This is a genomic window from Streptomyces sp. NPDC056224, assembly GCF_042267665.1.
Lineage (GTDB): Bacteria > Actinomycetota > Actinomycetes > Streptomycetales > Streptomycetaceae > Streptomyces.
In genome coordinates this window covers 89,081-116,021 of sequence record NZ_JBHJTK010000019.1, presented here as the reverse complement: position 1 = coordinate 116,021, position 26,941 = coordinate 89,081, and the positions used below count along the sequence as shown (strand labels likewise).

Sequence of the window (26,941 nt, the reverse complement as noted above, 5' to 3'; positions counted from 1 at the left end):
GGACTGATCTCCCAACAGTTATGGAAGTTCCCCCTCGGTTGAACGCTGGAGCGAGTCAGGCGACGAGCAGCCCTGGCCGAAACCAGAGATCCGCATCATCAGGCGTTCGTAGGTGGCTGGTGTGCGGTGCGTTCCGCCCGTTCCAGCCAGTCGATGTACCAGCGGGCGAAGGTGACCGGCTTTCCGCCGTCATATAGGAGTGGGACGAGGTCGGCGTCGTCAGCCCGGCAGTCGGACCAGATGGTGCCGCGGTGGGTGCCGCTGATGATCAGCCACTCCCTCTGAGCGCAGCCGAGGTGGGAGATCACGATGGCGCCGGTGGTGCGCTCGGGGGCGAACATCAGGGCGTCCCAGCGTTCGTCCCACGCTTCGATGGCGTCGTCGAAGTCCTCGATCTCGTCGAAGTCCTCTTCTTCAGGCCGTTCGGCGAGAAGTGCGTCGAGAGATTCGGGGTCCGGGCCGTGGTCAGGAAAGGGCCGGGCGAGCATGGTCAGGTCGGCCAAGTCGGCTCCGTCTCCTTCCCAGCGCCAGCGGCCTTGCACACGGCGCACGGGGAAGAGGCCGTAAGCGGGACCCGCGCCGCCGACGCCCACGCAGGTGAGGAAATTCCGGTAGTCATTCGGCAACCGCACACCGATCTGCGCTTCGAGTTCGGCAAGCGCGTCATCGGATAGCGGGTCTTCCAGGGCCCACCTGTGCCCGAGCGAGCCGAACACCTCGCCGCTCGACGGCTGGGTACCCAACGTGGCCACACGCTGGCGCACACCGTTCCACTGCTGATCAACCATGCGCAGACCGTACGCGGTGCCAGTGACAGCGGAAGCGGCCGGATACCCACCATACGCGGGCATACCAACTACGAGGCTCAGCCGCGGGTCGATACCCTCGCGGGACCGCTTGATCCGCAGCCGCACCTATGCGCCGTCGGGCGTGGCTGAGACCGCCTCATGGCCGAGCAGGACCCCTGCGGCCCTTGAGGTCCGAAGAGGCGGACAGGGCCGCTCCTTCGGACCTGTCACTCGCTACCCGGCGCGGAGGCGTCCAGGACGACTCGTGCGTGCCGGACGACACCGGTCATCTGGTAGTTGTCGGCATGCCCGGGGCTGTCGGACAGGGTCAGTAGCGGGGTGAGAGTCCGGCGTACATCGGAGACGTCCCGGGGTCCTTGCGGCCCGGTCGGGAGCTCCCGGTCCCCGAAGCGGCGACGGCCGGGCTTTACACGGCACGGGCTGAGACGCCGTGACGGCACGAGCCGCGTACGCACGTTCATTGAGACGGCCGCTGCCTCCCGGACGGTGCCGCCTACTCCCCGTACTTCTCTTCGTGTTCCCGGTCCGGTTCCTCGTACGGGGTCGGCTCCGTGACCCAGCCGACGGCGAGGACGAGGCGGGAGGTTCGGTGTACGGCCAGGAAGCCGAAGGGACGGTGGAAGCGCACGGCCGCGTGGCGGACGCGGTAACGGCATCGGGGTTGGCCGGCCCCCGCCGCCATGGCGAAAGCGGTTACCGCAGCGGCCTCGAACCCCCGTGCGTGGAAGCGCGCGAGCGCCGTCTGCCGCGCCGAGCCGACGGCCAGAGGGGCGGAGCTGATCCCGGGGAAGTGGCCGGCCCCGGTGTCCGAGGCTGCTTCCAGGCCGAACAGCTGTGCTTGGTCCAGGAGGTTGTGCTCCGCCCGCACCTCGAAGGCAGGTGTCGAGACGCTGAGCCATGGCCGGGGCGACTCGGAGGGCACTGTGCGGATGGTCAGGCCCGGGCCCGGGTCCCCAACGGGGAGCAGGCTCGCGCCTGTGGAGGGACGGGCCCTGGTGGCGGCCTGGATCCCGGTCGACAGGACCACTCCCGGTGGGACGCCGGGCTCGCCCAGGACGAGGTGAACGTCGACCCCGGTGTCCCCGACCACCTCCAGCAGCGTGACCGGACCGGCGGGTCCGTGCGCCACCTTGACCCGGTCCAGCAGCGATGTGGTGCGGTGCAGCATGACCAGATCCCGGCCGGCCCACGGCCCCTCGTCTGCCTGGTGGGGGAATTCCTGGAACGGCTGGATCCACTTCAGCCGCAGCGTGAGCGCGGATGCCAGTACCAGCCTGATCTCGTCCGGGCCCTGCGGAAGCTTGACTGGCATGCGGCCGATGAGGCCGTCCGTCCGCTCGACGGCCCACGCGTCCAGCGTCTTGTGGTCGGCGTCTGGGTTTCCGGTCAGCGTTCCCCGGGCGCCCTCGGGGAGCCTGGCCAGCCAGGCCGGATCCAGGGGGAGGTCGGCCCTGGACCACAGGCCTGTCGCCGCCCGCAGGCCCCGTACGCCGGCCAGCGCGCCCAGCAGTTCCCGCGCGGCCCCCGACGCTTCCTCGGCGGGTATGCCGAGCGCCTCCGCCAGTTCCGCGCGGGCCGTGCCCGCCGCTCCGTCCGCGAGGAAAGCGAGCAGAGGCCAGACTCCGGCCGCGGTGAGGACCGTACCCCGGTCCCCACCGCAGGCGACGGCGGCCCAGCGCGCCGCAAGCCGGTTGACCACTCCTACCGTCGAGTTCTTCATGCCGGGAGCGTACGTGGTGCGCGCCTCTGGGCCGGATGGTTTCCCCTTGCCCAGAGGCACTGGCTCAGCAGCCGCGCAGACCCTCCTCGAAGGCGGTGACCGGCTCGCCGTCGGTCGTGTCGGCGTCCCGGGACGGGCCAGCTCTCCGCGCACGTGATCTTGTCGTTTATCGTCCGGCTTCGGTGGATGGGCGGGCAGTGAAGAATGTTCAGATCCAGTTGCCCCAGCCGAACGTGGCGATGTAGGCCCGTCGGACGGCGTCCCAGCCACGGCCGCTGCCGATGTGAATCACTGCCAGCGCAAGAAGGAACCAGGCTGTGAAGGCGCCAGCAACGATCAAGGTCCATTGAGGGCCGGAGAAACTGGCGACCACGATCAAGACGATGACGGTCACGCCCAAGCCCAGGTGGGCGGCGGGCAGATCTGAGCGCAGTGCCTCGCGCACAGAGTGGCGTTCTGCCTGCATGTCCCGGGTGTACCGAGAAGCCGAGCCTTCGCCGCTCTCCCGCTCAGAGCTGTGCTCCATGAGTAGCCCCCTGTAGATCCAGCTGTGACTGCAACCCAAGCAGCCTATTCCGTGCCGTGATCACGGCCATCATCGATCGTCCGCCGGGGCTTCATCCCCTTCTTGTGGTGTGCGGTACTCAGGAGGTGGGCGATGCGGGGAGCGTCGTAGCCCGCGTCCAGCACGACCAAGAATTAGTGCGCGTATTTGGTCGTAATCAAGGGATGGTCTTGGTCAGGTCTTGATCGCGATCATCGCGCCGCGGAGGTGAAGGCCGGCGAGGCAGCTGCCCGGGGTCTTGTCGTACCGGGTGGTGATGCCTCGCCAGGCCTTCAGCTTGTTGATCAGGCGCTCGACGGTGTTGCGTTCCTTGTAGAGATCGAGTTGTGGCCGACGGGCCGCCCCGGCCCACCTTCCAGAGACGTGCGCCCTGGCTGGCCCGCCGCATGTCGAAGAGCCGCTCGGTGACACCGCCCCTTTCGTAAACCGCGCATCAATTCCGACGCGCTCGCCACAGCGGCCTCGCGTGCCGATGTGGCCTCGCCAGCCAGCCCGGCGGTGGCCAGCACAGAAGAAAAGATCAACAAGTTGTTGGCGACTGCGTCCACGTCGGCACCCGATTTGGCAGTGATCCGCCGGTATGCCTGGATCACATCAAGCGCGGCAAGACGCGCCTGGTCGATGTCTCCATCGGCGATCAATCGCTGGGTCAGCATGTGGAGGGCTTGCGCGAGAACCGTCCGGTGCGTCAGCAGCGCCTTCGTCGGCGGGTCACACTCTTTGCGCACGTCGACAGCGGCTTGGGCGGCGGTCAGGGGGCTGGCTCGTAGACGACGGTGGTCGTGGGGCAGTCCTCGGCGAGCCCGAGGAGGGCCTGGTGGTCGGCCTCGTTCGACGCCTACGGCGGCCCCCGCTACGTGCACGGGGGGGCTGAGCTGGCCGCCACTAACTGGCAGGAGACAGACGCCTCTGGCACGCGAGGTCGCACCTCGGCCGCGGGGTCCGAAAGCGACTGGGGTCGGGTCTGGAGCGTCATGCGCACACTCAGCAAAGTCCACGGCGCGGAGAACGTACGTCTCGTCGTCTGGTTCCACTGACCCAACGCCAGGGCTGGCCACCTACTTGGCCAGACGGGCCAAGTAGGTGGCCAGTGCGGGTCCCACAGCGCTGCGCGCTGTGCCAACGAACCGCCTCGCTTCGCTCGACGGGGCCCGGCTTCGCCCGGCCGGGGCCGGCCCTTCGGTCCCGGGTCCTGCGCTTCGCTCCGGACGGGTTCGGTTCCGCTGCGCTCCACCCGAACGGTCCGCTCCGCAGCCCTGAGTGACTTCGCTTCACAAGGTTTGGGCCTGCGGCCCGTTGGGCGGGTCCGCTCCGCTCTCCCCGCCCTGGGCTCTTCCGGCTCCGCCTCCAGACCCACCCGCTCCGTGGGCCGTCGGCAACACTGAGGGCGGGGTCGGGCTGGCAAGCCGCTGAGAGGCCCTGATGCCCCGGACGCCGGTTGGGCCGTAACCACCCCCGCGCAGACCGGGAGGACTGCCGTTGAGTCTCCAGTGCTGGAAGCTTCGGAACCGACCCCGCCAAACAAGGATCCTAGGCACGCCCTCTGACAACCGGCCACATCAAACCCGATGCTCCGATTCACCCCCCTGGACCGTGCGGGGCTTGCGACCGTACACACACGGGCAAGTCCGAAAGACCCCGCCCCGCGGTCCTGGCCGGGCGGGGCAAGGCGGGCATGCGGCCTTGCCCCGCGCAGTGTCTGTGGGTCAGTTGGCGCCGAGGTGGGCGGCCTTCGCCCACTTCTTCTCGCTGTCCTTCGAACAGGTCGAGGTGTAGACGGGACCGAACGCGGCCGGGATGGCGGCAGCCGACGAACAGGTCGAAGAGAAGCCAGCGTGACCACCGGCGAAGCTCTCGATGTCGACTCCGTCGTTGGCCAGAGCGGCGCCGCCACCGCCCAGCAGAATGCCCGCGGCCAGGACAGAGGCGGTCAGGACAGAGCGCATACGCATGCCTACTCCTAGGAGAGTAATCCGGATGACGTGTCAGGAAAGGTGCACGCCGTCCCGTTAAACGTCACAGAAGGAGACGAGAAACGACGTTTCACTCCAATGCCAGGAGGTCACCCGCAGGGCAGACACCACCAGAAGAAGCGCCGACATCCAGGACAAGCTGGACGACCGTACCCGACACCGCCCGGCACGGCAGCGCCAAGCACAAGCATCAGGTGACGCGGGCCCATGTCTGTGCCTGCTTCACTCTCACCCACCGGATGAAACTTGGATTCGGACCACGCACCACTGCGGGACTACGCAACGCTCAACCAACCTGCACGACCTCAGACCAGGAGCGTGACGACTGCTCAGATTCACTGACCGCCGACATCCCAGACAGGACAGTCCCTCTCGCCAACCCCGACCACGCCCACGCCCACGCCCACGCCCACGCCCACGACAACAAACCGTCAACGGGGGAAACGACAGCAATCGTCAGCAGTAGAGCGACATCACAAAACCCGCGGCCAGCCAGAACACTCACGACATCGACTGCCAGACACTGTCGCCAACCACTGCCCCTCACACATCGCCCGTCACGAGACTCTGCGCCCATACCCGTCAGCACGCTTCGGGCCCGGCACCCCGCACATGGGTAAACCCATGACAGCCACTACGAAACAAGCTGCCGCGTCGTACCAGACCGCCCGCGCCCCAAACCGGCAACATGAATGATCAAGATGTGACCGAAGCGAGCTTGTCAGACGGCCCCTCCTTCAGGCGCGAGACCGAGCAGGTCGTCAACGAAATCGCCCAGGAACTCCGCACCTTGGACGACGGGGCCGCCTGGTTCTCCGGACTCTCCCAGGCGCGCCGACAGAACGTGCTGAACGAGGTCGCCAAATACGCGATGCAGGCACACATCACGGCCGCGGACGGCCGCGCAGGGGTAGCGCAGTCCGGGGTGAAACCCACTGCCAACCCCTCAGTCACAACCTGCGCACGGCAGCCGAGAAGCCGTAACAGCGGCTACTCCCAGCACCGTCACCGGCTGCCACCACACCGGTCGAACCGTCGTTCGCCTACGGAGTACCGGTCTTCCGTAGCAGCCCGCTTGGCCTGTATGGGGTGGTGCGGCCCTTGCCCTGGCCTCCTGGCAGCGGCAGACGGCGAGCCCTGGCCCCGACTCTTCCTGGAGACCCCCTCGGATCACGCTTAACCTCCAGCCGCTGCCGGAGCCGCCCCGAACCCCCGCCACGTCCCCATCAAGGCGCAGCCGTTTGAAATGCAGCGGGTGGCGGAAGAGATCACCACGGTCAACGGACGTGCCAGCGCTGATCTCCGCCGCCAGTTCCGACGGACCAAGATCACGTCCAGGACGCCACGGCTGCCCCGCGCCCAGGCAAACCGCAGACTGCTCACGGGTGCTCGGTGCCGACGCGGGGCGGCGCAGCAGCGGGCGCCAGTGACGGCGACGGCCTGATACAAGCCCCCCGCTCTGGTTCCTCGACGGCGCGCTCATCCTGAGTGTCGTCTTGGAGCCGGCACAAGACGGTATAGCCAAGGCAAAGCACCGGCGGCACCACCTCTCTACTTCACCATCATGGAGAGCGTCGGCTGCAGCAAACTTCGCTGAGCTCAGGGGGTTCTTCATTGGCAGGTATCGCGCACCGTCAGGCACGGCTCAGACTTGCCCGCCGACGGCCTCGCCCTCAGCGGGTTCGGCCAAGAGAGTTGGCCCCGCCGCACGCTGAGCCCGACCAAGCGCCCGCACCGCGGTGGTGGCAGCGGGTCAATTGGACCGTGACCGCCACACTGGTCACCGTGCTGGTAGCCGCCGGCGGGTTGTTCTTCACCGCTGTGAGTACCTACTACGCCACTGAAGTAGCAGTGGACCAACTGGAACAGTCCCGGGAAGACGACGAGACAAAGGAGCGCAAGCAGGCGGAGTTGGTGTCCACGTGGTCGGAGCGACTGACAAACGGCGGGAGCAGCGGCGTCATCTCCAACCGGTCCTGGGACCCGGTCACCGACATCGCGGTGATCGGACACGCGCTACCCGGTCCGAGCAATCCGAAGTCCGACGAGAACGCCAGGGTGTTCTTGATCGTATTCCAGACGCTTCCTCCGTGTGCAAAGGTCACCCTCACACCCGATGTCCTGGTGGCTTCCCTCGCAGACTCGTGGACGGCGGATACCAGGATCGAGGTGGAAACTGTCTGGTTCCGTGACTCCTCCGGCGCATGGTGGGAACGCGACAGCACCAAACCGCTAGTCCGATCCAAGATCATCCAGGAGGAATTGAAGGCGCGGACCGGTGCGGAAATAATCGACAACAAGGCCGACGCCAGACTCCGAGCCAGGGTTGCAGCGGCCGAACCTCTGAAGGAATGCATCAAGTAGCCTACAAACCCAGCCCGGCCGGCTGGCGGGCCGGCCCGGAATCGTCTTCGACACCCCTGGTCTCCGACCGTCCGGTCAGTCGCTGGCCTCTTCAGATCTCGCGCCGAGTGCTCCAAGATCGTCCGACTCAGCCAGGGGCACACCCCACAGCCACCCCGCATAACGGGGACCGGTCAGACTGCACACTGAGGAAAACCGGGACGCGGCGAAGTGGGGAGCACCGTTGAGCCAGCTGGACATGCCGGCCGTGTGGAACCTGTTCAGCAGCTACCTGGTCGACCACCTGTACAAGCTCAACGTGCCGAGTGAGCGGGAAGCCGCAGAGCAACTCTACGACGGCGCGTGTGGCGGGACACCTGCGGGGGATGCCGGACGACAGGGGGAAGCGCCGACGCCGAATGTCGTCCCGATTCCTTCCGCGTTGGCATCGCCATACCCCCGGCTCCACCGACGGGGCACGCTCAGCGGGTCATGACGTAGATGACCAAGGCCAGGGGCGCGGGGCAGGCCAGGGCGCCCAGCAGAGTGAAGCGGGCCTCGCGCGACAGTCGCCGGGTGCCAGGGGCGAAGTAGAGCAGGGTCAAGACCGTGCCCGCGCCACCGACGATGTACACCGGCCAGAGCATCAGTTCGGTCATGTCCCCACCCGTCGCCACGCCCAACAGGCTGATCGCGGCCACGACGAAAAGGATCAACCCCACTGCCGACCCGGTGACGGCCCAAAGGACCGCTGCGGCCACCACAAGGGTGCGGTTCGGCACAGCCGTCCTCTGGCGTGCGGATACTGCGGACATGTCGGACTCCCTGGCGCTGACCTTTGGTGACGCACCAAGTCTGGAAGGCTGGCGACGCTGGGGGATGAGTGCGGGTACTCAGAAATGCGACGGCCGGATGCTCAGGAACGCCTGGCATGGGTCGCCAACCGCCTCACCCGCCGGAATCAGCGGCACCGCCAAGCCCCGCATCGCTCGCCGCCACCGTCCGCCTGTGTCAAAGCGCCGCCAATCCTCCCTCCGCACGCGCCGACAGCGAAACAGTCGGCCAGGCTGTCGCTGACCTGAACACCTGTCGCCGCAGGCGATGCGCGGGACAGTCGCGATTGCTCGGCCCGTCGCTGCAGCTGCGGTCGCTGCTGAGCGGGTGTTGCGTCCGGGATGGCTTCACAGAGGCGGGGCGCAGCAGGTCCGTCTGGCGGGCCGCGGGACCGGTTCACCGCGGACGCCTCGGCTTCCCAGGTCCCCTCGACCTTTGGTCCCCCGGGGTGCAGGTCATCGACACGTGGAAGCGGACCGCACCCTGTGGGGGTGCGCTCAGCACACGGTGTCGTCTACCGGTCCTGGGTGGTCTCGAAGACCTCTACAGCCGTGGCTCAGGACTGCGCGAGTTCCCGCTGCCAGCGCTCGGCAGAGGTGCGATCGTAGTGCACGGCCGAGGCATTCTCCTGCCCGTCGAGGACCCATCTCGCCCGGGAACGCACCATGGCCATCGCCGGACCTCCGTCACGCTGTAGAGCGGCCGCCGCGACAGCGCGGAGCCTGCTGACTGATGCCAGCCCTCAGCCACCAGTGACAATCCCGCGGGCGGAGCCGGACCGGTGTCAGTCCAGGGTCACGCGCAGGACGTACGGTCGGCCGGTGCTGATGGCCTCGGCCTGTCCAGGCAGGCGGGGTGGGTGAAACCGAGCAGGGCGTCGTCGGCGGCCCGGCGCGGCAGCGGGAGGCCCCGCAGGGCGGGCACGACATCGCGTCGTTCCGGCCCCAGGTCGTAGACGACGAGCTCCGCGGAATGCCCCTTCTCCGGCCAGCGGAACCGGCCGGTCATCCGCGAACCTGACCACAGTCGGCGGAGGCGTTGCTGCGTTTGGCGTACGCCCTGGCGCCTGAGATCGCGTCCACGACTAGCGTCTGTTCCATGAGCGGGCTGAGAAGGCCGGGTGATGGGCAGGAACACGCCCCGCTGCCTGAAGAGGTCCAGGCCAGACTCGGGAAGCGCCTGGACGATGTCGCCAAGATCCTCGCCGGGGCCCTGGTCACCGTAGCGGGCGTCATGACCGCTCTCGGGCTCACCAGCGACGTCGTATTCGTCGCGCTCAACAACGAGTCGTGGCCCATCTACGTGGCGTCGCTCTGCGCCATCCTGGCGATTGTCTGCAGCATCGTGGCGTTGCTGATGCGTCCCACGCGGCGGGGCAACTTGTGGGAGACCGGCGTGCTCATCCTCGGAGTGATCTTCTACATGGTCGCGCTGAGCGTGGCGGTGGTCGGTGCCGCCAAGGCGGCGGGCGGGAACGGGCGGCCGTCCATCATCGATGTCAGTCTCACGGGGCCCCGATCCGATCCGAGGCTGAGGTTCGGTGTGCATGCCGACGGCGTCGATACGTGGGCCAGCATCGAAGTTTACGCGTATGCCGTGGATGTGGAAGGAGAACCTCTGAAGCCGTCAGTGGAGTTCTTCCGCAGCAATCTCCGGCCCAATGACCGGGGCGTGATCGAGCACCGGGTCGACACACCGGTCACCATTCCGGCGAGGGCGTGGGGCATCGCTATCAACGCCGTGGCAGCCAACGGGTCGGACGTTTGCGAGACGCGCGCGGAGCGCGGACCCACATGCGTGGTGATCCAGCTGCACTGACGTGCCACGGGCCGGCGACCTCAGGCCTAGACATAAGGTCCGGCAGCGCGCGCGTGGCATGTCGGTTGCGAAGAGCCTGCGGAAAACGTGTGGGGTGAACGTCATGCGGGTGGCTTTGGTCATGTGTTGAGAACGGACAGCAGATGTTCACCACTTCGGGAGGCACCGTTGTCCGGGGCTGTTCGATCGGTACTGGCACCCTGTCAGTCCGCTAGAGGAGGCCGGTGCGCATGTGCTGCGTGAGGTTGTCAGTGATCTCGCGTAGCCACGGGGTGCGGACGGCTGGCAGCCGGGCCAGGGTTCGCTGGAAGACTTCCCAGTCGATCCGGAACACGTCCTGGACACTCGGCGTGGGCGGGTCGTCGCGAAGGACGCCGTCGGGTATGGGACCCGATGCGGGGACGGGCAGTTGCGGCTCGGGGAAGACCAGTCGGAGCCACACCCCGAACGGCAACGGGACCGAGTACGCCGGAGCGGCCGGGGTCCATGCCATCCCGGTCTGCGGGTGGGGCGGCACGAGGAGGATGTCCGCGTCAGCGTTGCGGGCCGGCTGTCCCGGTCCGGCCAGGACGGCACGCCGCGTCGGGCCGCCCAGCCGGCAGCAGGGTGTCGAGGGCGCGTTGGAACAACTTTGCGGTCAGGCCGTCCTGAACCGCCACCGCCCGGCCTTCCGAGGCCACCAGGAGGTGGGAGAGCGCCTGCCCGGCTGCCGCCACCCACTGTGGGCTCCAGTGCCACTGGTCGCTCGCCCCGAACGGCGCTCCCCACCGGGCGATCGGCTCGGACGGGGGCACGCCCGCCCCCTCCGCGAGCAGGTCCGCCCAGGACAACAGCCCGGCGTCGGCGCCTTCGACGGGAAGGCGGCGCACGGCGTTCGGCGCGAGCCACACGGCCTGCCAGAGCGAGCAGTCGTCGATCCTGCTCGCCACGAGAAGACCGCATGCATGGCAGGCCGTGTTGGGGCCGTCACCCCCGTCGAAGCCGCAGCAGGCGCCGCCGCGCTTCTCCGGGATCAGCACAGTGCCACGGGTGTCTCCCGGTGCGATGACGACCGCGCCGGCCGCGCCTTCGGACAGGGCGTGGACCGGCGCGTAGATGCCGCGGGCAGCCGCCTCGTCCGGATCGATCTCCTCCCACCTTCGCCACGGCGGCCCCCAGGACTCCAGTTCCACGGCGAACGTCCCCGATTCCATGAGCACCGGGAGCTGAAGCCCGTTCCCGTACTTCTGACGAGCGTGGGCCGGCAGGGCGACCTGGGACAACGGGGCGGTCAGCTCAGCGCCACACCGCACACACACGAAAACGAACAAACGTCCTCAGCTCGGGAAACAGGGGGCATCGTCGCAGCTCCGTGGCAGACCGGCCAACGTGTTTTCGATTCGCTGTGGGGCCGAAGTACAGCCACGACGCCGAACATCACAGTTCGAATCCTCGGCGAGCCCTGATACCTCCCGAAGTGGTGAACATCTGCCGCCCGTTCTCGGGCTCTGGCTCAACCTCTGTGGAGCAGTGACGCTGCGTGCTGCCGAAACCCCGCTCACCCGACCCGGATCCCAGGTGGCGTCCCGCCCGTCCCGGGATCACCGCAGGCGTATTCCGCCCCACGCCCTCAGCTGCGTGCTTGTTGCGAGAGGATGGGGTGGTGATCCGCCACGACCCTGAGATACAGGCTCTGTTCCGCCGCTATTGCGCCCCCGCGCGCCGCTACCTGAAGCTCGGCGGAGCGGTACTTCGTATGCCGCGCGAGGAGTACGAGCCGTTCGTTCATGCCCTGGCCGCTGATGCGAATGCTGTCTCCGACGCCGAGCTCACCATCCTCTTCGAAGGCAGCTGGCGCGAGCGGCGGACCGCGGCATGGCTCGCCGCCGTCTCGCGCCGTGATCACTTCCGCGAGCGTCTGGGAGCACTGCTGCTGGAGAGCGAGGTCTGCTGCGCGGGCGGAGCCTACTGCGTGGCGCTGGCGAGTTTCGGCACCGCATGGGACGCCGACCTGCTCGCCGCTTACCTGGATCGCTACCTGCGCCGGCCCGACCTCGCCTACGACCAGCCCACAGCCATGGGCGCCCTCGCGTACACCGACTCCGTCCTGCACGGCGACCGGGCCAGCCGCTTCCTCCAGGAGGGCGGCCTGTGGCCGCAGTGGTTCCAGGACGCGCCTCACATGCACGGCGATGACGGCATCTCCACCTACCTGGGCGGCATTCGCCTCGCCTGCGCCGTCATCGACGAATGCGCCGACACCTGACCCCCGTTGGCTTTTGTTCACTTCAAAGACTCTGGCTCAACGTCTGTGACGCGGCCACCCTCCGTCACGCCAGTAGGACGCGCTTGCGGAGAAGTTGGAAGCCTGCCCGCCCGAACATCTGGCGCTTGAGCATCTTGATCCGGTTGACATGTCCTTCGACCGCGCCCGAACTCCAGGGCAGGCTCAATCCGGCGATGACGGCGTCGAGGTCGCAGTCGATGCCGGCGGCGAGAGTGTGGAGGCTGGGCAGGTCGTCCTGTCGAACGGCGTCGAGCCACTCCGGGAGACGCTCGCCCTGGCGGTCAGTGAGCATGGTCGCGAAGGAGCGGACGTGACGGGTAAGGGCGTCGAGTTCGGGGCACTGGTCGCGGACGGTCTGGAGCTGGAGCTGGTCGGGCTCGGTGAGGGTTTCCGGGCGTCTGAGGATCCATCCGGAGACCGTGCGGGGCGCGACGGCGGCCGGGCGGTCACAGGTCGCGGTGAGGTGCGCTTCTTGTGCAGATGGGCACGGACGCGCTGGTAGCTGCCCTTGTAGCCGAGCGGCACGATCTCCTCCCACAGCTTCCACGCGTTGGTGAAGCCCTCGTTCCAGCGGTCGTCCAGGTAGGGCTTGTAGTCGTCGAGGACCGAGAGCCGGTTCTGCCACTGCCCGGTGAACAGGTCCTCCGGCGTCGAGGCGTCGGCGAACCGTTTGACCGTGTGCCAGGCCATGCCGAGCTGCCGCCGGACCAAACGCAGGCTGTGTCCTGCCTGTAAGAGTGCGTGAACGGCGGCGTGCCGGGCCCGAGTGCGGTCTGCGAACCGGTGCCCGGTCGGCCACGGTGAACCGGACTCTTCTTCTTGTGGGGCCGACCCAGACTCGGATTCGGGGGTCGCAGGAACAAGGGCTCGAAGGCACTGGCGGTGCTGGGCGACTGCCCGCTCTGCGGCCTCGCTCAGGTTGCGCCAGAGGTGCCACCGGTCCGCGACCTGAATGGCCTGCGGGGCACCGGCGGCGGCGCCTTCGGCGAAGAACGGCGCCCGGTCGCGGCAGACGATCTCAACGCCTGGCCGGTCGGCGAGCCAGACCGCCAGGCTGGACGCCTCCCGGTCCGGCAACAGGTCGACGGGGCGGCGGCTCTCGATGTCGACGAGAACGGTGCCGTAGTGGCGGCCCTTGCGGGTGGCGTACTCGTCGACGCCGACCACCCGCAGCGCGGGGGCCTCGGGATCGGGGAGTACGTCGACCAGGCGGAGCACTCTGCTGCGGCTGACGGGTACCCCGAGAACGCGGGCGATGCGGGCTCCGGCCCGGCCCGCGAGGGCCAGACCGGCCGCGGCCAGGGTGGAGCGCAACCGCTCGGTCCGCTGACCGTGCCGGCGTGTCAGGCCGGGTATCTGCTCGACGAAGGTACGGCGCGCACACCCCCAGTTCCCGCAGATGAACCGACGGACCCTGAGCTGGAGAACAACGCTTCGGCCACCGCTCGGCACATCAGCGGGAAACCGCAGGTAGGAACCATGCACTCGGTTCGACCAGACTCCGCAGACCGGGCACACGGCGCCGTCCGCGATGCATTGCGCATCAACGCGCACTGTCTCGATGTTCACGCCTACCGACAGCACCGCGACGTCCGCGATCGACGGGAACAACAGCTCCTTCAGCCGGAGCACGACTTCTTCCACGGCCCCGAACTGTCAGCCCAACCACCCTGCACACGAACCATTTTCGGGCGACTTCGCGTACGGCTCGAAGGAGCCTGGCTGTCACTCAGAGTGGCCGCATCACAGAAGTTGTGGCCAGAGCCCGTTCTCATGGACAAAGCCAATGCCCAGGAACTCGCACGCGCCAGCGCTCAGGCGAACGGAAAGAACTTCGCATACGTGCGGTGGGGCTCAGACCGCAGCACCCAAGAGCTGCAACGTGGAACAACTGCGGAACTGATGCTCTATGTAGGACCCGGAAGTATCGATCGGCCCTCACCGGGGTGCGAAGCGCCGAAGAACGACTGAAGTCGGAAGCCTTCCGCAGCCCGCACCTGGTCGCCCTGGTCGACGCGGCGCTTGAGGACGCCGCCGCAGCCGAGGGCCACCCGGAACTGACGTGGGCTCGCCACACGCTCGCGTACTTCCTGCTCCGCCAGGGCCGCTACAGCGAATCCGTGGCCCAATTCCGTCACCTCGACGGCTACACACTCGGACTTCCCTGGCACCACCAGGCGTTCCGAGGCTCTCCTACCGCTCCCGTCGCACGCAGGCGATGTGGGGAGCCCTGCTCCTGCGCCGCTGAGGCAGGCGGGTACCGAGTGAGGGCGGACACTCCGCGGCAGAGGGCCCGCATTTGCCCTATCCCGCGAGGCGCGGCGGCGTCCAGGCATTGCGCACCACGCTGACCGGCCCCGGCGGCGTGCCGGCGGGGACATGGCGGCGCCCGGCGGGGATCCGTGTCCCGGCCGGGCGCCGTTGTGGGGTCTGCTGGGCTTCTGTCCGATGGTGAGGAAGGTGTTCCAGCCGTCCTCGTCCCTGCTGGATGCGGAGCCGAGGGTCGCGGTGCCGCCTTGGTAGAGCCTTTGGTTGCCAAGGGTGTCCACGGCCCGGATGTCGGGCATGCCGTCGCCGGTGGCGTCGGGGGTGCCGAGGATCATCGGGATGGTGGTGCGGCCCCAGCCGGTGGTGGCGTGAACCCCTGCCGTATTCATTGCCTGCCAGAGTTCCGGGGTGAGGGGGACTCAGTCCCCGGTGCTCCAAGCACTGGCTACGAGACTCGGATGGCGATGGGCGACCTGGTGCTCGACCCTGGCACGGTCTGGCTCCATCAGTGGCCACACCCAGCATTTCGCCCGCACGACTACGGGCGCCCGAGGAGCTGGCTGCCAGCCGTGTTGTCGGTGCGGGCGGTGAAGTAGTCGGTGAAGGCCTGGACGAATTCGCCTTCGGTGATGCGGCCGTCTCCATCGTGGTCGAGCTGGCGGAAGCCGTGGTTGAGTTCGGCGGGGTGGACCCGGGAGCCGCCGAAGATCGTTCGGTATTCATCGGCGCACAGGTGTCCGCTGCCGTCGGTGTCCGCAGCCTGGAAGACCGCCCGCACCGCGACATGCAGTCCCTGCTCAAGGTAGGACGGCTCGGAGTCGATTCCCGTGAGCATGGCGGTGACGAACTCCTCGCAGGTCACCTGTCCGTCCTCATCAGCATCCATGCCGGTCCGCAGCTGCCGCCACCAGGTCTCGAACGCGGCATAGACGGGGGCTTCACGTTCAGGGGCGAGTTCGAGCGGCCAGCACACGTTGTGCGCCATGGCCTGCAGATCGGCCGAGCTGATGCGGCCGTCGCCTGTCTGGTCCAGGACCTGGCGGAAGAAGGTCCGCAGACGCGCCGGGCGGCCATCGGTACGCTTGCGGCGGCGTGGTGCGGGAAGCCGGACGGGGCTTGTCTCCGGCTCGGAAGGAAAGTCGGTGGAGGCGGTGGGAGGCTGCGGCGTCGAGGGGATTCCGGCCACGGGGGTGCGATAGCGGCGGTGCTCAGGCAGCACATTCATCAGCACGCGCATACTGCGGTGCAGGATGAAGGACAACAGAGCCGCGCGGCGGGTGCGGGGCAAGCTGAAGCGCTCACGGAAGGCTTCCGGCAGGTCCGCGATGGTCAGCGCACCGATCACGTGGGCGGCCACCGTGCGTACGAGCGGCCAGGCCGGCTTCAGGTGGCCGAGGCGACGGGGTGCGGGTGCCTCACGGAGCATGTCGAAGAGCAGGTAGCGGACGGGTTCGCTGTACTCGAGGCGCTCACGGATCGTGCGGTCCACATACGCGGGCACGTCCGCGGCCGTGGCCGGAAGCAGGTCGTCGGACAGGCCGAACTCGGCACACACCGTACGGAATTCTCCGTACATTTGCTCCAGTTCAAGCGGAGCCAGAGGGCGTCCCGATAGCTCCCGCATCGCCGTCATGCACTCGTACAAGGTGACCAGCACCCACACCCGCACCGCCGGGTCCATCGCCGTGAACGGCCTACCCTGCTCGTCGGTCCCGGCCAGACGGCGGTGCGTGCGCTCCAGACGGGCGACCTCACGACGCAGCCCTTCACGGTCGGAGAAGAACAGCCGCTTCCCGCTGTCCATGGTGTGCTCGATACGCCGCCACGGGTGCGCGCGGTAGGTGGAGAAGTTGGCCATGCCGGCGGCGACCGCCGGATCCGCGGTCTGCAGAACCAGCAGCCGCCACGCCACCAACCCGATCCGCCACTCCCCCAGCGTGCGGCGCAGCAGCGAATCAGGACCAGGAAGATCAGCGGTAGCCAAGGGAACGTCTCCTCAAGCACGTGCACAGGAATGGGCAGGGGACGACCGAAGAGCGATCATCCGGCTATCCGCCCAGCCCAACGGCCTTACCGACATCCGGGAGCGGCCGGATTCCCGAATTCACCCATCCGGGACAACCCAAGGGTTCTGGGCGACGGTTGATCTCGGCCCTTGTGACATACCCCCGTTGCTGCTCTTCGCGACCCAGCGCAACGCGCTCCGGCACCAACGGCCCCACAGCCGCGGGCCGGACCGGAGTCGGCTCGGCGCGTGACGGCACTCCTGTTTCAGCACCTGGTTGCCGGGCTTGCCCCCGGCCGGATGGAGACCGCGCCGTACAGGTCATGTGCCAAACAGCGACCGGGCAAAGGTCAGGTGATGCAGATTCCCGCCAAAAGGGTGCTGTCCACGAGCCGTTGCTCCCCGCGCACGCGTAAACGGCCCCTGTCACCGTGCGCGTTTCTGTCCCCGTCGACGCTGCTTCCCGCGCTCGGCCATCAGCGCGGCCCTGACTGCGACCTCGTTCTGGGTCCGGCCGCTTCGGCCTTCACACCGTCAGTAACAGGCCCCCCGTACCCGGTTCACCCGCTCGATGAGGCCGCTGCACCGGCGAAACGACACTGCACCTCGCCCCGCCCCGTCAGCCCGATGGCCGCAGCCGGACCTGGCCGAACCCGTCATAGGCCCGTGAGGGGGACTGCATCGGCACGCCGAGCCGCAGACCGAAGCGCGGCTGGGGATCCGTCCGCTAGACACCGACCCATGAACAGCAGCTACCGCAGAACCACGACCGGCCATCGGCGATCTACAGGCGGAACCGGCCTTCCACAGCGGACTCAAGGGGCGAGCCCATGTCGTTGACACGGCGTCCCGAAGCGAACCGAGGGCTCCGACCGGCACACGGCTGGCCGCGCGCACTGCTTCTCGCGCTCACGGTCACGCTCACCGCCATGGCCCCGGCCGCGGGGGCGGCCGCCGAACCACGTCCCAGCACCTCGCGTGCGGCCGCCGCCCCGGCACAGGCCGACGGGGACGGGGCGCTGAGGAGGGCCCCACTGAAGCGGCGCGTCGATGTACGGTCGCTGCCACGGCCCCGGAGCACCGGGAAGCCGCAGGTGCAGCCCTCTCTGCCGCCTCCGAAGCGGCGCGCACCCGCAGGTCCGAGGCGGGAGGCTAGTCTGCCGGTCACCACCGCGGCCCTGGTACGGGATGCCGCGAAGGCGAAGGAATCTGCAAAGGCGGCGCCGTCCACGGCCGTCATCGAGCGGCTGAAGACCTTTCGCACGCTCGCGAACGCCGACAACGCCGGTCCCGCGCAGACCGCTCCCTCCGATACGCAGCTGGCTGTCGGGCCGACGCACATCATCCAGTTCACCAACCGGTCGGGCCAGATCTACGACAAGGCCGGTAACCGTGTCGGTGCCGTCTTCGACTTGGGTACGTTCTTCGGGTTCGCTGCGGACTCGGGTGGTGACCCGCGTGTGCACTACGACGCGGGGTCGGGTCGCTTCTTCGCCGCGTACGAGGGACTCCTCACCGGCGGAGACGAGGTCGACGTCGCGGTCAGCGACACCTCCGACCCCCGCGGAGGCTGGTCCGTCTACATCGTCGCCGCCAACACCGGCAACGTGCAGCACGACCGACCCAAGCTCGGGTACACCAACGACAAGGTCACACTGACCTGGAACAACTACAACCTGGCCACGACCCCCAAGGCATTCCTGGGCGAGGTGACCGCGGTCGTCAACAAGGCGGAGCTCCTGGCCGGTGGCTCCTCGGTCACCACCACCACGTTCGCCCAGGACAACACCAGGGCCGAGGTCGTACCGGCCACCTCCCTGTCGGGGATTAACGACCAGTTCGCGATGGAGCACGACGGAACCGACGTGGTGGTGACCACCATCACCGGTGTCCCCGGTGTCAGCCCTGTCACCGAGACCGAGAACACCGTCGCCATCGGAACCGCGCCACCGCCGCCGGACGCCGTCCAGCCGGCCGGAGGCGACGCCAGCATCGAGACCAACGACGACCGGATGCTGTCGGTCGCCTGGCAGAACAACCGCCTGTGGGGTCTCTTCAACGTCAGCTGCACCCCAGTCGGTGACACCGCGGTCCACGTCTGCCAGCGCTACATCCAGATCTCAACCGGCGGTACGCAGGCCCTGGTGACCAACCTCGACCTCGGCATGGTGGGCGGTGACATCTACTACGGCTCGCTGGCCCTGAACGACGAGGACGACCTGTTCTCCGGATTCACCGCTTCGTCCTCCACCATGTTCCCCACGGCGGTCGCCATCGCGGTACCGGCCGGCAACTTCCCGGCCAGGACGTTCGGCGACTTCTATGCCGCCGGCACCCAGCCCTACGCATGCCGCTGCCTCGGCACCCCTCGCTGGGGCGACTACTCCGGCACCGCCCGCGACCCCAGCAACCCCAAGGACGTCTGGACGGTGCAGCAGATCGGCGCCATCGCCACCACCGGGCTCTTCGGTGGCGACTGGGGCACCGCGATGGACCGCGTGACGCTCTCCCCTCCCACGGTCACCAGCGTCACCCCGAACCATGCGCCCGAACTCGCCCAGTGCGTGAACACCGTGACGGTGCGCGGCACCGAATTCCCCACCTCCGGTGCCGGCGTCAAGTTCGGCTCCGTGGCAGCCACCAACGTGAACGTCGTCGGGCCTGAGGAACTGACCGCGGACGCACCCCCGCAGGCGCGGGGCACGGTGGACGTCACCGTGGCCAACGCCAACGGCACCAGCCCGATCACCAGCGCCGGCCGCTTCACGTACGACGCGGACACATCCGCGCCGGCGACCTTCGCCACCATCTCACCCCCGCCGAACAGCGCCGGCTGGAACACCACCAGCCCAGCAAACGTGAACATCGGGGCACTTGACGGGTCCTGCGGCTCCGGCGTCCTGAAGATCACCTACAGTGCGAGCGGCGCCCAGCCGATCGCGTCCACGGACATTCCCGGTGCGGCCGCCGCCGTGGCCATCACCGCCGAGGGCGTCACCGTGGTGACCTACACCGCCACCGACGCCGCCGGAAACACCTCCGCACCACAGACGATCACAGTGCGGCTCGACACTGCGGGGCCGACGATCACCATCGTGCGCCCCGTGGCCGGCACCTACCTGTACCGCCAGCCGGTCACCGCGTCCTACTCGTGCACCGACGCCACCTCGGGCGTGGCGAGCTGCACCGGGACGGTCCCCAACGGCAGCCCGATCAACACCTCGACCCTCGGCTCGCGCTCGTTCACGGTCAACGCCACGGACATCGCCACGAACCCGTCCACCAAGGCCGTCACCTACAACGTGGCGTACCGGATCTGCCTGCTCTACGACCCCAGTCGCCCCACCCGGCTGCTCGGCCAGGTCATCATCAGCCTGCGGATCTGCGACGCGAACGGCAACAACCTCTCCAGCTCGAACATCACCCTGACGGCCAGTCGCATCACCGGCCCCGTCACCAGACCGGTCACAGGCCGCTTCAACTACCTCCTCTCCTCCTACAGCCTCCCCGTCAGCACCCAGAACCTGCCGAACGGCAACTACAACCTCGAATTCACCATCAGCGGAGCCGACACCACGACCCACGTGGCACCCTTCACCCTGCGCTGACACCCACCGCCCGTCGAAGCGCAGCGGCCCGGCCCCCGAGACAGGGGACGGGCCGGTGCGCTGCAGGTGTCGAGGACGTCGCAATTCCCCCAGGCCGCCGAGAACCGCACGCCCTCCCCCAGGTGCCCGCAGGCGGCCGCCGACGATCGCTTCGGTGGTGTCCCGCCTCCTGATCCTTGTCCTTCTCTGCACTTCACTCTCACGGGTCGCTGGGCGATATGCGAGTCGTCAAAGGGCGACCGAGTTCGTTGGGGAATGGGGCCACTCGTCACTACGGAGGACTGCTTCGCAGATAGGATCACCGCTCTTATGCAGACTGCGAGACGAACATCAGACCGCGGCGCCGAAGGCGAGAAGTACGCCCTGAGGTCGGACGAGAACGAGGCCGACTTCTGGGGTTTTGCTCGCGAGGCCGAAGGACTGTTCGCACCTCTGCCGAACGAAGCGGGAACGCGCCGTGTCCATCTGGCCGGCTGCTCGCCCCAAGGTGGCCTTGGCAAGAGTCTTGACCACGTTGGCAGCCGTCGAGCGGTGGCAGGAAACGCCTGGTTCGAGTTCCTCGATGCCGAGGGTGCCACCGTGGGGTCCTACTTCGTCAACGATGTAACGGTCGTCGAAGTCCAGCCCTCCGCCCTTGAGCCTGGACTCCTCGATCTCACACTGACCCTGTGGTGTCATCAAGCACTGCCCGGAGCGGACAGGGTGTGGAATCTGCTGCACGCGGGTCGCATCAATCGCACTGGCATCTGGCACGGCCTTTCCGCCGCAGATCGACGAGCGTGGCTGTCGGTCGCGCTGTGGTCCCGGATGTATCAGCGTCAGGGGAGAGCCGACGCTCCCGCCGGTCAGGTGTTCGCACTGGACGGCCACAGGATCGTCGACATAGACAGCTTCTATTGCGCGATCGGTGAAGCCGTCAACGGCCCCGGCGGATACTTCGGCTGGAACCTCGACGCCTTGGCCGACTGCCTGAGAGGCGGTTGGGGCGCCACCACTCCGTTCACCCTGCAATGGGAATCCTCGGCGGAGGCCAGGGCCCATCTGATGGACAGCAGGTCGCCCAGTGCCAACAAGGCTGCCGTGTTCGACTTGCTCCTGGAGATCTTCGAGGAGCGGGGCGTCCGTGTCGTCCTGCGGTGACCGGAGCCCATGCCTCAAAGGTCGTCTCTGCCCTGTGCGCGGTTGCGGAAGGCCTATCTGCGACCGAGGCGCCGCCGACGCATCCGCGTCGTTCCACCCGCACCACGGGGAATCCGCCGGGTCACCGGCTGGATGATGCGGCACCCCGGGAACCTGGGCGACGAGGAACGCCAGCACTTCGCCGCCGCCGTCTTGCTCACTGCCCTGAGCTGAAGGCTCTCCACGCGCATGTCCGTGATTTTGCGGCAATCCTTCAAACCCGCCCCGGCCATCACCTCAAAGACTGGGACGCCGTGCTCCAGGGCCTGGCACACGCTGGAACTCCGGCCCCGTCGAAGGCCGCGTCAATCACGTCAAGATGATCAACGCCAGATGTCCCGATGTTCGGACGGGCCAAGCTCCCTCTGCTCCGCAATCGTGTCCTTCTGACAGCGGCAGCAAACACGTGCCCCGGGAGCCAGGACTGTCAGACCCCTGCGGCATGCTCGCCGTCGGCATTCGGGGAACGCGGTGTTGGATTGTTCCGGACAGGCGCCGACTGGAACGGCGTGTTCAAATCGACATCGACGCGGAGGCGATCCGACCTCTTCGTGGGTTTCCGGCCGCAGGCCGGGGATTCGTTCGCCTAGGGAAGGAGTGACACATGCAAGAAGACCAGGTCGAAGGCAACCTCAAGGGCATGGATGATCTTGACTTCATCGGATGGAACAACGCCGACTGGAACGGCGTGTTTGCCCACCACCACACCGACGACGTAGTGGTGGACTGGAAGGGTCAAGCACCGACTCACGGAATTGAGCAGCACATCGACGCCATGAAGGCCTATGTCGAATCAGCGGGGGGCACGCCGCCTCAGATCACATCCCACCCGATCGCTTTTGGGTCCGGGGCGTGGACGTGTGTCGTCGGCGAGTTCGAAGGCGGAGGCCGGATGGTAACTGTCGCCAAGTGGCTCGACGGCGCGATTGCTGAGGAATACATCTGGGCCTAGCATCTTGTGATCTTGTTCGTGGAACGTGATGTGGTGGTCGTTGGGCTGGTAAGCGATCTCGCCTCCGGGTCGGCCCCGCAGCCCGCCGCCGGAACCCCGGACCACCCCCCTACCAGCAGATCCTGGCCGTCTCCGCTGACACTGACCGGCCGCTACGAGCGCGGGACCTCTGCCAGGCCTTCGACCTGCCGATCATCGCGAAGAACACCGAAGGTACCCATTCCAAAACGGGCATCAGCGCACGTACCGCCCTCCAAGAACTCCTAACACAATGAGTTGATCTGGCGATGGGCGAGTGATCAGGCAGCAGGTGAGCCTGAGAAAGGCTTCGTGGACGTCGGTCCGTCGCTCCCAGCGGACGCGGAGTCGTGTGAAGCCGTGGAGCCAGGCGAAGGTGCGCTCGATCACCCGTCGGTAGACGCCCGGGCCGCTGCCGTGAGGTGTGCCGTGTCGGGCGATGACGGGGAGGATCCGGCGGGCCCGGACCTGGTCTCGGTAGACGTCGTGGTCGTAGCCTCGGTCGGCGCCGTGACAGCTACATATCCGTTCGTCGTATACGAGAACAGGCCGTTTCGCACGTAGCCGGGGAGCTGGTCCGGGTTCACCGGTCGGGCCGGGATCCCGGTCGGCTACGGAACGGAACTACGTTCGATCCAGGCGCCGCGCTCCCTTCACGGAGATGTTGTTTCTCCAGAGTGAGCTGGTTTACGGCGCGCACGAGCGCGGGGACATCAGTGCGGAGCTGCCGGAGTTCCTTGTTCTTGTGGGTGATCGTCTCCTTGAGATTCACGACGGTCACCCTGAGGTGCGCTCGGCGTCGGGGGTGGCGCCGCGTTCTCGGACGCGCTCGTAGAACTCTTTCTTCAGGTCCAGCTGCCGCTGGGTGAGCGCGTTTCGGGGCACCTGGCTTCTTGGGCCAAGGCCACGCTGGTGAGGGCCCCGTTGGAGACCTGCGAGGTGCCGCTCCGGATGCGGTCCATAGGGGCGCGGATGCGGTCGCGTCTTTCCCTTGAGATCGTTTGTGGTCTTGACCCTCGACCCGGACAGCCCCGAGGAGACGAGTTGATCACGGAGTACCAGCAGAAGCTGCGCGAGCGCTACATCGCCGCCACCGTCATGCCGGCCCCCAAGCCGTGGCAGCAGGTGCTGGACCACAGGTCCCCCATCGGGGGTCTGCTCGGCATTGGCTTCGCCGTCCATCCCGACAGCGGGAACGACCTCGTCATGGTCGTGTCCAGCGACGGCCATGGACTCTTCGACGCGGTCACCGGCGAGAAGATCGCCCGCGACCGGGACCCAGACCCCGACTCCAGTACTCCGGACGCGTCGCCGGAGCTCACCTGCCCCGGGCTCGGCCCGGTCGAGGGCACGCCGGTGCGAATCGCCGGGCTCTTCGGCGGCGGCCTGCACAGCACCACACCAGACGGCTGGACCCTGGACGTCGTCAGCCCCGAGTGGCCCCACGACCGCGTCATCCTCTCCGCCGACGGCGGGTCCCACAAAGGCCCGGCGGGAGGGACGTGGTGGCACGTCTTCCACTCCGAGTACTCAGAACTCCGCGCAGCCGGGTTCTCTCCCTCCGGCCTGACCCTGGCGGTTGCCACCAGCAGCGACCTCACCCTCTGGACCCGACCTGAGCTCCACTTTGACGACTGAGCGGAGCAAAACAGCAGAACAGCGGGACAGCAGGCGAAAGGGCGACAGATGGACCGGCCAGAGAACTCGCCGGGATGCTGGGAGGCCAGACCAGGGCTGCGTACCCGCCGGAGCGGCGCTTCTCGAGGGAGAGGCGAGTTACTCAGGTTGAACTCGTGATGTCGGCGGCAGGGCCGGATGGAGGAGCCGCTGTGGCATGCTCGTCCGCGTGATCGAGGTCCCAAATGATGGCTGGTCGTTCGCAGCAGCACGGGAGCCGGCTCGCTTCGGTGCTTGCGAGGTGAACGGAGCCCCTGGTGTCGAGCACGCGGTAGGCGCGCGCGGGACGCTGTGTGGCATATCGGCACGGCACACCACTCTCTATCTGCATCTTTTCATTCCCGACGCGCTGCAGTCGTGTCGACGGTGCCGTCAGCAGGCCGACGCGGCCCCGACCCTGCCCTGTGCCCAGGAGCGCCTTCACGGTCGAGTCCTGGACTCGGCTCCGGGCACGATGCGCGATGAGCTACTCGCCGCCCTTCGTACGGGGGCGAGGGTTCGCTTGTGGATCAACGGCCGCTCCGCAGATCTGGCAAAGTTCTACGCGAGGATCGACGGGCTGACCGAGGGCGTCGGGCCCGCTGCCGAGGCTTTCGCGTCAGCGGCGACAATCGGACTGGCGAACGTTGAGCACGACCTCTGGCGGTTCCTGGTCGTCCTGCCAGAGGGCGGCGGCCCTCCGATCGTCGCTCGCGGACCACGCGACCTTCGCTGATGCGTCCAGGACCTGCGGATGTCGAACACGATCACGGCAGCGCAGCGGTCAGCCCGGTCGCGGTCAGGCAGCCGTCGATGAGCTGCGCCCCAGCCAGTCGCCAGGCCCTGTTCGCACCGGAGTTCATCACCACACCACCACCTTCCTTCGGCCCCGACGCTGCCGCGAGCAAGCCCGACGTCGAGCCCCGACCGGTGCTGTCGGGAGCGGTCGAGGATCTCGACATACGAATGGCCCAACTCGTCACTACCCCGCTCACCCCTCGGGCCGCCGCGGCGCTGACCGAGTTCGGCCGCGCCTGCGAGGCGACCGCCCGCACCCCGCGCCTGAATCCGGGCGGCCTCGTCATCATCGACAACCGCGTCACCGTCCATGGCCGCACCGCCTTCCACCCCCGTTACGACGGAGCAGACCGCTGGCTGCAACGCGCCTACCTCACCATCGACTTGCGCCGCTCCCGCGACCACCGCCCCCACGACGGCCACATACTCGCCCGCTGACCAGCGTCCTGTCCCACAGGCAGGTGTTCACGTACGCGGTGAACGTCTTCCCCGCGTTCTCCCCGGCCTTCCACGGTCGCGTTTTGGGCCAGCTGCTGATTGGCGAACCCGGTCAGCATCGCCGTGAAGACCTGTTCCTCCCGCCCGCAGCAATGCGGCCCCGTCTACCAGGAGCACTCTCGCCGCGCCTGGGTTGGAACCGTTGAACCCCCACTGCTCCACCATTCTCTGCGACTCGCATCAGATGCGAGAAGACCGCCTCGGATGCAAGCTGCCAGAGAACCCGCAGGTCAGCCGAGGGCCGACGAGACCTGAGCTGGAGCGGTTCTGCTTCCTGGATGACGTCGGCCGGGATCTGATCGTGTGCGGCGTACGCAGCATCACCGGCTGGGCTTCGCCCTTCAGATGTGCACGGTCCGGTACGTGGGGCTGCTTCTGGAGGACCCGCTCGCGGTGCCGTGGCCGGTGGTCGAGCACCTGGCCACGCAGCTCGATATCGAGGACCCGTCGTGCGTGAAGCGGTACACCGAGCGGCCGAAGACGGTGTACGAGCACGCGTGGGAGATCCGGGATGCCTACGGCTACCACCCGTACGACGATCCGGAGTGGGGTCGAAGTTCCGTACGTCTCGCGTGTTCAACTGTCGCGTGTGGTGCGTCGTCCCGCTCAGGAATCTGCCACTGACCGTGACGTCGTCAGGGGCGGGTGGTTGTCAGAGGGATCCGGTTGGATGAGCCCGTGACTGTCTCTGACGTAGCCCGCCAGCTTCCCACCATTGCCGAGCTGCGGGACCTGAGCCGCTCGCTTGCAATGCTCGACGCGATCCTGAGCCCAGACTGGGAAAGCCGGTACTACTCCTTCAACGCCAGGTGGGCTGCTGGCGAGGAGATGGCCTCGATGCGCAACGGGTCAGGGGACGAGTACTCCATCGTGTTCTCGGCGGCTGGGGCCTATGTCCGTGGCTTCGGCCACGAATCGCGGATGAGCCCATATGGCCACGACGGCGAGCCCTGGCCGGGAGTGATCGACGACGTTCCCGAGGTCTTCAAGACCTTCGTCGAGGAGCCGGCGTTCACCGACGAGGACGGCGTGCCTGTCGTGACGGCCTGCTTGTGGCGGGAGGGGACGGATGTTCAGTGGCGCCACGGCACGATCGACTTCCCCTCGAACCATGCCGACCCTGATGGGGCGACGGGTCTGTTCCAACTGCTGGTCGACCGCTCGCCCGAAGCGTTCCAGCGCTTCGCCGAGGACTACTACGAGGTCTCTGTGGATCTGGAAGCGGTGAGTGACCTGTATGCCTTGCGGCCACTGAACCAGGAACTCGTGTCGTCGTTGAACGCAGAGGTCACCCTGACGGACTTGGCCCAAGACATCTCCGAAATCGGTTATCCGCAGGGCCGTTGAGAGCTAATCTCGCCACCCACCAGCACGTTCTTGCTGCTGAGCCTTCGCGTTCAAGGCGAGGCCGCTGGGCCGGACGGAGAGGTCTCCAGCAAGGACTTCCCCATGGTGGTCTTCACCGTGCCAGCAGGCGCGGAAGTGGCCGGGATCAAGGCCCTCCTGGCACGGAGGCAGGCGGAGGGATGATGGCACTACGAGGTCGGCTGTTGCACGTACGAGTGGCGGAACGCCTGATTCCGCCGGACTTCTGACCGCTGGCCTTTGACTGCCGCTTCGAACGCAGTTTC

20 protein-coding genes and 4 pseudogenes are annotated in these 26,941 nt (G+C 67.6%); 11 read left to right on the top strand and 13 right to left on the bottom strand.

The window, feature by feature from the left end; translation table 11 throughout:
- Positions 1 to 98: 98 nt before the first annotated feature.
- The 5 genes and pseudogenes from ACFCZ1_RS22325 to ACFCZ1_RS22305 form a co-directional block, all read right to left on the bottom strand.
- Entirely contained in the window at positions 99 to 788 is a 690-nt protein-coding gene (locus ACFCZ1_RS22325) for an SMI1/KNR4 family protein (protein WP_376680023.1), read from the bottom strand.
- 514 nt (positions 789 to 1,302) lie between these two features.
- Positions 1,303 to 2,529, bottom strand: coding sequence for a serpin family protein (locus ACFCZ1_RS22320; protein ID WP_376680022.1), 1,227 nt, complete (start codon positions 2,527 to 2,529; stop codon positions 1,303 to 1,305).
- A 208-nt stretch (positions 2,530 to 2,737) separates the two neighbouring features.
- On the bottom strand, positions 2,738 to 2,995 hold the full coding sequence (locus ACFCZ1_RS22315; protein ID WP_376680021.1) for a hypothetical protein: 258 nt from the start codon (positions 2,993 to 2,995) through the stop codon (positions 2,738 to 2,740).
- A gap of 273 nt (positions 2,996 to 3,268) precedes the next feature.
- A pseudogene (locus tag ACFCZ1_RS22310) lies at positions 3,269 to 3,441 on the bottom strand (IS5/IS1182 family transposase); the annotation flags it as partial.
- Positions 3,442 to 4,800: 1,359 nt separating this feature from the next.
- Positions 4,801 to 5,046: a hypothetical protein gene (locus ACFCZ1_RS22305; protein WP_376680020.1), complete on the bottom strand. Its 246-nt coding sequence runs from the start codon at positions 5,044 to 5,046 to the stop codon at positions 4,801 to 4,803.
- A gap of 709 nt (positions 5,047 to 5,755) precedes the next feature.
- Between ACFCZ1_RS22305 and ACFCZ1_RS22300 the strand changes: the two genes are divergently transcribed.
- Positions 5,756 to 6,247 (top strand): DUF5958 family protein, encoded by a 492-nt coding sequence (locus ACFCZ1_RS22300; RefSeq protein ID WP_376680019.1) that lies wholly within the window; start codon positions 5,756 to 5,758, stop codon positions 6,245 to 6,247.
- Positions 6,248 to 6,831: 584 nt separating this feature from the next.
- Positions 6,832 to 7,431, top strand: a complete 600-nt coding sequence (locus ACFCZ1_RS22295) for a hypothetical protein (protein WP_376680018.1) — start codon at positions 6,832 to 6,834, stop codon at positions 7,429 to 7,431.
- Positions 7,432 to 7,892: 461 nt separating this feature from the next.
- Here ACFCZ1_RS22295 and ACFCZ1_RS22290 read toward each other — a convergent pair whose 3' ends face one another.
- Entirely contained in the window at positions 7,893 to 8,111 is a 219-nt protein-coding gene (locus ACFCZ1_RS22290; RefSeq protein ID WP_376680017.1) for a hypothetical protein, read from the bottom strand.
- A 928-nt stretch (positions 8,112 to 9,039) separates the two neighbouring features.
- Positions 9,040 to 9,252 carry a hypothetical protein gene (locus ACFCZ1_RS22285; RefSeq protein WP_376680016.1) on the bottom strand — a complete coding sequence of 71 codons (213 nt, stop codon included), beginning with the start codon at positions 9,250 to 9,252 and terminating at the stop codon, positions 9,040 to 9,042.
- Between the two features lie 90 nt (positions 9,253 to 9,342).
- Here ACFCZ1_RS22285 and ACFCZ1_RS22280 point away from each other — a divergent pair, with 90 nt between their 5' ends.
- A complete protein-coding gene (locus ACFCZ1_RS22280; RefSeq protein WP_376680015.1) occupies positions 9,343 to 10,062 on the top strand; it encodes a hypothetical protein in 720 nt (239 codons plus the stop codon).
- Between the two features lie 211 nt (positions 10,063 to 10,273).
- On the opposite strand, the gene ACFCZ1_RS22275 is transcribed toward ACFCZ1_RS22280, so the two are convergent.
- Both ACFCZ1_RS22275 and ACFCZ1_RS22270 read right to left on the bottom strand, forming a co-directional pair.
- The gene (locus ACFCZ1_RS22275) at positions 10,274 to 10,555 is read right to left on the bottom strand and encodes a hypothetical protein (protein WP_376680014.1); all 282 of its coding nucleotides are present in this window, start codon (positions 10,553 to 10,555) and stop codon (positions 10,274 to 10,276) included.
- A gap of 40 nt (positions 10,556 to 10,595) precedes the next feature.
- Positions 10,596 to 11,255, bottom strand: coding sequence for a hypothetical protein (locus ACFCZ1_RS22270; protein WP_376680013.1), 660 nt, complete (start codon positions 11,253 to 11,255; stop codon positions 10,596 to 10,598).
- Between the two features lie 449 nt (positions 11,256 to 11,704).
- Here ACFCZ1_RS22270 and ACFCZ1_RS22265 point away from each other — a divergent pair, with 449 nt between their 5' ends.
- Positions 11,705 to 12,307, top strand: coding sequence for a DUF6000 family protein (locus ACFCZ1_RS22265; protein WP_376680012.1), 603 nt, complete (start codon positions 11,705 to 11,707; stop codon positions 12,305 to 12,307).
- 64 nt (positions 12,308 to 12,371) lie between these two features.
- Here ACFCZ1_RS22265 and ACFCZ1_RS22260 read toward each other — a convergent pair whose 3' ends face one another.
- The 3 genes and pseudogenes from ACFCZ1_RS22260 to ACFCZ1_RS22250 all read right to left on the bottom strand — a co-directional run bounded on the left by ACFCZ1_RS22260 (position 12,372) and on the right by ACFCZ1_RS22250 (position 16,580).
- On the bottom strand, positions 12,372 to 12,866 hold the full coding sequence (locus ACFCZ1_RS22260; protein ID WP_376680037.1) for a transposase: 495 nt from the start codon (positions 12,864 to 12,866) through the stop codon (positions 12,372 to 12,374).
- Positions 12,867 to 13,255: 389 nt separating this feature from the next.
- A pseudogene (locus ACFCZ1_RS22255) lies at positions 13,256 to 13,813 on the bottom strand (ISL3 family transposase); the annotation flags it as partial.
- A 1,321-nt stretch (positions 13,814 to 15,134) separates the two neighbouring features.
- Positions 15,135 to 16,580 (bottom strand): oxygenase MpaB family protein, encoded by a 1,446-nt coding sequence (locus ACFCZ1_RS22250; RefSeq protein WP_376680011.1) that lies wholly within the window; start codon positions 16,578 to 16,580, stop codon positions 15,135 to 15,137.
- A 1,115-nt stretch (positions 16,581 to 17,695) separates the two neighbouring features.
- Between ACFCZ1_RS22250 and ACFCZ1_RS22245 the strand changes: the two genes are divergently transcribed.
- The 3 genes from ACFCZ1_RS22245 (at position 17,696) to ACFCZ1_RS22235 (ending at position 22,340) form a co-directional block, all read left to right on the top strand.
- Complete coding sequence (locus tag ACFCZ1_RS22245) at positions 17,696 to 20,209, top strand: IPT/TIG domain-containing protein (RefSeq protein ID WP_376680010.1); 2,514 nt, start codon at positions 17,696 to 17,698, stop codon at positions 20,207 to 20,209.
- Positions 20,210 to 20,518: 309 nt separating this feature from the next.
- Positions 20,519 to 21,349 (top strand): barstar family protein, encoded by an 831-nt coding sequence (locus tag ACFCZ1_RS22240; protein ID WP_376680009.1) that lies wholly within the window; start codon positions 20,519 to 20,521, stop codon positions 21,347 to 21,349.
- 643 nt (positions 21,350 to 21,992) lie between these two features.
- A complete protein-coding gene (locus tag ACFCZ1_RS22235; protein WP_376680008.1) occupies positions 21,993 to 22,340 on the top strand; it encodes a hypothetical protein in 348 nt (115 codons plus the stop codon).
- 234 nt (positions 22,341 to 22,574) lie between these two features.
- Here the strand turns inward: ACFCZ1_RS22235 and ACFCZ1_RS22230 are convergent.
- Positions 22,575 to 22,865, bottom strand: a pseudogene (locus ACFCZ1_RS22230) (hypothetical protein); the annotation flags it as partial.
- Between the two features lie 537 nt (positions 22,866 to 23,402).
- Between ACFCZ1_RS22230 and ACFCZ1_RS22225 the strand changes: the two are divergent.
- From ACFCZ1_RS22225 to ACFCZ1_RS22210, 4 genes and pseudogenes are all read left to right on the top strand, one after another.
- Entirely contained in the window at positions 23,403 to 23,996 is a 594-nt protein-coding gene (locus tag ACFCZ1_RS22225) for a hypothetical protein (RefSeq protein ID WP_376680007.1), read from the top strand.
- Positions 23,997 to 24,827: 831 nt separating this feature from the next.
- Positions 24,828 to 25,250 (top strand): TauD/TfdA family dioxygenase, encoded by a 423-nt coding sequence (locus ACFCZ1_RS22220; RefSeq protein ID WP_376680006.1) that lies wholly within the window; start codon positions 24,828 to 24,830, stop codon positions 25,248 to 25,250.
- 244 nt (positions 25,251 to 25,494) lie between these two features.
- A pseudogene (locus tag ACFCZ1_RS22215) lies at positions 25,495 to 25,865 on the top strand (DUF4158 domain-containing protein); the annotation flags it as partial.
- A 123-nt stretch (positions 25,866 to 25,988) separates the two neighbouring features.
- Positions 25,989 to 26,657, top strand: coding sequence for a hypothetical protein (locus ACFCZ1_RS22210; protein ID WP_376680005.1), 669 nt, complete (start codon positions 25,989 to 25,991; stop codon positions 26,655 to 26,657).
- The last annotated feature ends 284 nt before the right edge of the window (positions 26,658 to 26,941 follow it).

Excerpts from the sequence above, each read along its gene's own strand:
- ACFCZ1_RS22280 (WP_376680015.1), top strand. The coding sequence starts at position 9,343 with ATGAGCGGGCTGAGAAGGCCGGGTGATGGGCAGGAACACGCCCCGCTG.
- ACFCZ1_RS22275 (WP_376680014.1), bottom strand. The coding sequence starts at position 10,555 with ATGGCATGGACCCCGGCCGCTCCGGCGTACTCGGTCCCGTTGCCGTTC.
- ACFCZ1_RS22300 (WP_376680019.1), top strand. The coding sequence starts at position 5,756 with ATGAATGATCAAGATGTGACCGAAGCGAGCTTGTCAGACGGCCCCTCC.
- ACFCZ1_RS22315 (WP_376680021.1), bottom strand. The coding sequence starts at position 2,995 with ATGCAGGCAGAACGCCACTCTGTGCGCGAGGCACTGCGCTCAGATCTG.
- ACFCZ1_RS22240 (WP_376680009.1), top strand. The coding sequence starts at position 20,519 with ATGCAGACTGCGAGACGAACATCAGACCGCGGCGCCGAAGGCGAGAAG.
- ACFCZ1_RS22285 (WP_376680016.1), bottom strand. The coding sequence starts at position 9,252 with ATGACCGGCCGGTTCCGCTGGCCGGAGAAGGGGCATTCCGCGGAGCTC.
- ACFCZ1_RS22325 (WP_376680023.1), bottom strand. The coding sequence starts at position 788 with ATGGTTGATCAGCAGTGGAACGGTGTGCGCCAGCGTGTGGCCACGTTG.
- ACFCZ1_RS22305 (WP_376680020.1), bottom strand. The coding sequence starts at position 5,046 with ATGCGTATGCGCTCTGTCCTGACCGCCTCTGTCCTGGCCGCGGGCATT.
- ACFCZ1_RS22220 (WP_376680006.1), top strand. The coding sequence starts at position 24,828 with ATGAGCTGCGCCCCAGCCAGTCGCCAGGCCCTGTTCGCACCGGAGTTC.
- ACFCZ1_RS22235 (WP_376680008.1), top strand. The coding sequence starts at position 21,993 with ATGCAAGAAGACCAGGTCGAAGGCAACCTCAAGGGCATGGATGATCTT.
- ACFCZ1_RS22270 (WP_376680013.1), bottom strand. The coding sequence starts at position 11,255 with ATGGAATCGGGGACGTTCGCCGTGGAACTGGAGTCCTGGGGGCCGCCG.
- ACFCZ1_RS22320 (WP_376680022.1), bottom strand. The coding sequence starts at position 2,529 with ATGAAGAACTCGACGGTAGGAGTGGTCAACCGGCTTGCGGCGCGCTGG.